This window comes from Paraburkholderia sp. BR10923 (assembly GCF_040948765.1).
Lineage (GTDB): Bacteria > Pseudomonadota > Gammaproteobacteria > Burkholderiales > Burkholderiaceae > Paraburkholderia > Paraburkholderia youngii.
The window spans coordinates 1-5444 of the sequence record NZ_JBFPKO010000083.1 but is presented as its reverse complement, the minus strand read 5'-3'; the positions used below and the strand labels follow the sequence as shown (position 1 = coordinate 5444).

The window sequence follows — 5444 nt, the reverse complement described above, 5'->3', positions numbered from 1 at the left end:
GCTGGGTTTCTACAATGCCCATCGGCTACACTCGACGCTCGATTACGTCAGCCCTATGACGTTCGAGAAGAACTGGCTCGCTGCCCACCGAGCCGCCTGAATTCCCTCGGCTATGGGATACGTCAAATCCACGCCGACAATGATAAGCCGCAGCGAGCTTACTTATGAGGAAATCGATGAAAAAACTGGTCAGCCGGCAAAATGCACTGGATTTTTTCCAGTTTTTTCGAAATTGCATTTTTACAAGAAAATTTCAGTTGACCACTCGTCATCCATGACCAGGGAATTTTTCTCTGGCACCAGCGAGGAAGCAACAGCCTCGGATTTCATAGATTTCCTGGTGGAAAGTAGAGATTTTGACGAGCGATTTCCTCTAAACGAACGCTGGATGTGTTGCTAGGCATTGTTCCGGTAATCAATGCATCGTCGAGATACTGGTCAGTGAAGTATTGAAGTAGCCTCAACCTTAAAGGACTCCAAGATGTATGTACTTGGTATTAACGCCGCTTACCACGAATCTGCCGCTTGTCTTATCAAGGATGGGCAAGTCGTAATGGCGATCGAAGAGGAGCGTCTAAATCGCATCAAGCATGGGAAACTCGCCAGTCCCGAGACGACGGGCGAGTTGCCATGGCTCGCGATCAATAAGTGTCTCGAGGCTGCGGGCATCACGCTTGCCGACTGTGATCACCTCGGTTACTCCTTCAGCCCTGAAATTCTTCAAGAGGGCGTGGCACAATGGCGAGATACGAACGACACGCCTCACGTGTGGCCGCTGGAGAAGGATAGCTACCAGACAATCGAAGGGGGGCTGGACTTCATTGATGGGGTGCTGTCCGCGCGCAGGCAACTGATTGAGAACGCCGGATTCAGGGGGACCTTCCACTTTCTGCCGCACCACGATTGCCACGCCGCAAGCGCCTTCCACGTGTCGCAGTTCGATAAGGCCGCGGTGCTCGTGATTGACGGAATCGGGGAATGGGCGAGTACTTCGCTGTACTACGGAGAGGGCACGCAACTGCGCAAAGTGCACGATTTTATTTTTCCGAATTCACTCGGGTTTGTGTGGGAGAAGCTGTCCAAATATCTTGGCTTTAGCCAGTACGATGCGTCCAAGGTCATGGGTCTCGCCGCCTATGGCGACGCTACCAAAACCATTGACCTATTTGCGAAGATTGTGACTAGCAAGCAAAACATGAGCGTCGATCTGGCCGTGCTGCGTCATGAATCGCCAGACTTCTCTCCGTTGGAGACGCTTTTCGGCCTGCCAAGGCGCTATGAGCCTGTGGACTTCAACGTCGAGAACTGGCAGGCCTACGTGAATGTCGCAGCTGGCCTGCAGTTGCTGACCGAACAGGTGCTCCTAGAAATCCTGCGTCGTTTCGATTATCAAACCCATCGCAACTTGTGCATGGCCGGGGGCGTCGCGCTAAATTGTGCAGCTAATGGCGCGATTGTGCGTGAGAAGCTGTTCGACAATATCTTTATTCAGCCGGCCTCCAACGATGCTGGCACCGCGATGGGGGCTGCATTCCTGATTTGGAATCAAATGCTTGGTCGGCCGCGGGACTATGTGTTTACGAACGCCTACCTCGGCCCGAGCTACACTGACGATGAAATCGAGGCGGTGCTTTCTCGCACGATCCTGAACTACAACAAGGTGGAAGTTGCGGGGAAAGCCGCGCAGCTTATCGCTGATGGCAACATTGTCGGTTGGTTCAGTGGTGGGATGGAGTGGGGGCCGCGTGCGCTTGGTGCGCGTAGCTTGCTAGCAGATCCACGCAACAAAGACATCCGCGAATTGATGAACGTCAAGGTGAAGCATCGCGAACTTTACCGTCCGTTCTGTCCAAGCATTCTCGGAGAACGTGCAGAGGAATGGTTCATCGGAAGTACCGACGTGAATGCAGGAAAGTACATGCTTACGACGTCAGTGGTCCACCCCGAAAAGGCGGGTGCGATCCCGGCAGTCGTTCATTTTGACCAAACTGTACGTGCGCAGACGGTTTATCGGGAGGATAACCCTGAGTACTACCGCTTGATTTCTGAGTTCGAGGCACTCACAGGCGTTCCGCTGCTGCTAAACACTTCCTTCAACGACTCCGAGCCGATTGTGTGCAGCCCTCAGGACGCCATTAATACATTCTTGAAGACTGACATCGACTACCTCGTGCTTGGCAACTACCTCGTTGAGAAAAACCCAGGTTACACCTGACATCTGCCCTGAGACCTGGCCGTACATGGGGTTGTAAGCCGGAACCGCAGAAATTTTGGAATGGAAGTCCCTTGATTTCAGGTGGTTAGAGAAGGTCGAGACCCGCAAGCATGGCCGCGATGTCGATCGGGTTCTCGTTGCGAAACGTGTAATGCCCGAGGAAGTGGATGTGCCGCCACGCCACCGGAGAAATCTTCTTCAGCATCGCGAGCGCCTTCTCATTTCCCTCCCGTTGGTAGCGTTCAGTTGTGAGAGCAGTACCGAGTTGAAGGCGGTCACGACATTGGCCAGCAGCCGGCCGCACTCGTTATTGATCGCAATGTCGTGATCGGTCTTGCCGATCAGGTGCTTTCTGCCACTGACCTCGGCGATGAAGCCGCGCAGCGCGTGATACGCTTCGATCCGGTTCTGCGGACGATGGACGTTGCGCTGCAGTTGCGGGTCGCGCATGTAGCGCAGCGTGTAGATGCTGCGCACGAGTTTACCGAACTCGAAGACGGCACGGCGCGTGCGGTGATGTGGAGACAATGCGCAAAGCTTGCGAACCAGTGCCTGCTGGCTCATTTCCTTCATGCTGAGTGACGCGATGATCTGTTCGAAGACACACGGATCGTCGCAGATGGCGGGCAAGTCGATCTATCCAGCGGGTTTGATCAGGAAATTGTCGTCCTGCTCAATGTCGTCGCCGCAAAACAGATGTTTTAGCTGTGCTTGCAGGTTGGTGAAGCGCGGCGCAAAGTCCATCTCGAACCAGTACATGGCCGCGAAATTCATCTTGTTGATGCTGTGCATGTCTCCGGTGATAATCGTCGGCGCGATATCGGTCGTGTTGTGGTAACTGATTGGTGAGGGAGGTAAAGGCGACGACTCCCCGTTCGCGACCGAAATATTTGCGCGAGTGCCTCGCCTTTGCGGTCGGAGTGGCGGCAGCGAACTTCTGTCCGTCGATGGCACCGAAAAGTGCGCCAAGATCGGACGAGTAGTACTCGAAGATCGGTAATTGTGCGATGAAGTTGGCAACCCGGTCGTTGGCAGCCCGCAGTGTGGCCAGACGGCAGTACTGGCGATATGTTTCGTCGAGTGTGTGATACGGGATATCGCAGGTCTGGACATGGCGAGATTGCCGAGATTGGTGGCCTGCGCAATAATCACCGCCATCAAGCTGTCCGCGTCGGCGATCTTCTTCGCGTAACGGGGTTGCAGGGGCGTCATCGTCAACAGGAAGCCGCAACGCTCATTCACAAACCGGATGATGTCGGCAATGTCGCGTAGCGCGCGCAGCTTCGCGTAGAAGCTTTCCTGCTGTGTGGCGTTTTTGTCGGCCTTGGGTTTGCGCCACGTCAGGGTGCTGTGTTGCGCGTCGTAGTCAAGGTGTTTGAGCTTGCCCTGTCGCAGTTCATGGTCAAAGCGCTGCCAGAGTTTGCGAAGCTCGTCGCACAAGGCGGCAACGGTGACTTGTACCGGTTGGTGCAACTAGGCGAGATCCAGTTTGTCGAGCACGGCTGCCGTACGATCGGCAGGAACAAGATAGTCGCTGAACTGTCGATGCTGGGTACTGTCATTCAGAGGCAGATCGCCGCTATCGATGCGTTTGCGCAGTTGCCGGTAGACCCAGAATTCATAGCGATCGCCGCGAAGGGCTGTGGGCTGGCCCCGGTCGTCAAAGGTGAGCAGATACGGGCGCAGTCGCTCCGGGATTGTATTGGGAGGAATGTCGTCGATCGGTTGTCGGTCAAGGCGCTGCCGGCGAGCGAACACCCCTCGCATCCAGTGCAGGGCCGCAAGCCATGGATCGTCGTTGCGTGCGCTCGAAAACTGGAGTGTCGTCGCCTGCGGCCGGAGCCGCGTGCGAATCTGCCCGGCGACCTCGTCGACGGCCTGCCAGCGCAGCTCCATCTGGCTGAGGGGCTTAGTGCTCAACAGGCTGGCGACCTGCTGCAGGTCAGCCTTGGGCAGGATGCTGAATGCCTGGTGCCGCACGATTCCGAACGGCGTGACATTGTCGAGCGAGTCATCGACGTAGAGCTGCAGGAGCCTGCCGACCTGAGGTGTATCTTTCTGCCGCTGAAGCTTGGCGTGAATGAAAGCGTGATCGGCACTGGCCTTGCTGTCGTCTTCGAACTTCTTCGTGTGATGGCGCAGGGCATCGACGAGATTGTCGTTCAGCTGCCGGTAGCGCTGCCAGGCGTAGCACAGCAGGTACAGGAATGACTGCCCGGGTTGCGGCTGACGTAGGTCATAGATGGTATAGAAATGTGCCAAGCTCGCGTAATACGCGATATTCTGCTGTGAGATACCGAGTTGGGGCAGGATGGGTCGGGCGGCGTTGTAGACGGGTTCGAGCGTGGCGCGCTTGCGGCGCTCGCGTCCCATCATGTGAGGTCCGAAATATTTCGCATCCTGCTTGATAGCAGCGAGTTCGGACAGCGACTCGTCGCGTACGAGCAGGCCTTGTAGCGAGGCCTTGACGTCATCGGTGATTTGCGCCTCGATCAGCGCGGCCAGTCGTTGCCGTTCTTCACGCTGCGCGGTACTGATGATCGTCTGGAAGGTGGTATGACCCGGCCGTACGATATGTTGCTGGTTCAGCCAGATGATGAGTTCGGTGACCACGTATGCGGGTGTCACATCGCGCCGTACCAGTTGTGCGGTGCGTTGCGTGAGTGACGGGCTGTCGTGCTTCGACCAGAGGCGAAAGCGGAACAGTGAAAGGATTTCGCGTCGCTGCGCGTAGATTTCCGCAGACCGGATGAGTCTTGGCGAAAGCGCCTGTTGAGGGAAATAGCGTTCGCGCAGGTATCCCGCATCCTCCAGCGGAAGTTCCGTAAACGTAAAAAACGCCCGCGTGGCCTTGAAATAGCCGGTTTGCAGCAGACAGAGTATTTGTTCGTTCAGGCCGCGGCGCCGTTCCGCTAGCGCCAGTTCGTCGGCGGTCAAGGCAAAGTACCCCGCGCGCTGGAAATCATCGAATTCGGGGCGGTCATAGAGCGCTTGCCGTTCTGCTTCGGGCAGCAGGGCGAGATGGTCGTTGTGGGCGCGCATCCAGAGGCGGAAGAAACTGAAAGGGCGCCAGTTTAAAGCGTGACAGACCAATAATTGATATTGAACTAACCCGCTGACGCGGGAGGAGGCGGTTGGCTGGCGACTTCGACTCCGGGATCATCCGCAGGGCACATCCGTTCGAGTGGGACGATGGCAGTGCAGTTTGCTGTCCTGACCATTCAGAGCG

At 56.3% G+C, this 5444-nt stretch carries 2 protein-coding genes and 1 pseudogene; 2 read left to right on the top strand and 1 reads right to left on the bottom strand.

Annotated features, from left to right (window positions below; translation table 11 throughout):
• The first annotated feature begins 112 nt into the window (after window positions 1-112).
• Together AB3X94_RS41115 and AB3X94_RS41110 are read left to right on the top strand one after the other, a co-directional pair.
• Window positions 113-400 carry a hypothetical protein gene (locus AB3X94_RS41115; protein ID WP_176112316.1) on the top strand — a complete coding sequence of 96 codons (288 nt, stop codon included), beginning with the start codon at window positions 113-115 and terminating at the stop codon, window positions 398-400.
• 81 nt (window positions 401-481) lie between these two features.
• On the top strand, window positions 482-2215 hold the full coding sequence (locus AB3X94_RS41110; protein WP_368594326.1) for a carbamoyltransferase: 1734 nt from the start codon (window positions 482-484) through the stop codon (window positions 2213-2215).
• Window positions 2216-2300: 85 nt separating this feature from the next.
• On the opposite strand, the pseudogene AB3X94_RS41105 reads toward AB3X94_RS41110, so the two are convergent.
• Window positions 2301-5257: pseudogene (locus AB3X94_RS41105) on the bottom strand (Tn3 family transposase).
• Window positions 5258-5444: the final 187 nt, after the last annotated feature.

What these genes read in the sequence shown, in the direction of transcription:
- AB3X94_RS41115 (WP_176112316.1), top strand. Translation starts at nt 113, where the DNA reads ATGGGATACGTCAAATCCACGCCGACAATGATAAGCCGCAGCGAGCTT.
- AB3X94_RS41110 (WP_368594326.1), top strand. Translation starts at nt 482, where the DNA reads ATGTATGTACTTGGTATTAACGCCGCTTACCACGAATCTGCCGCTTGT.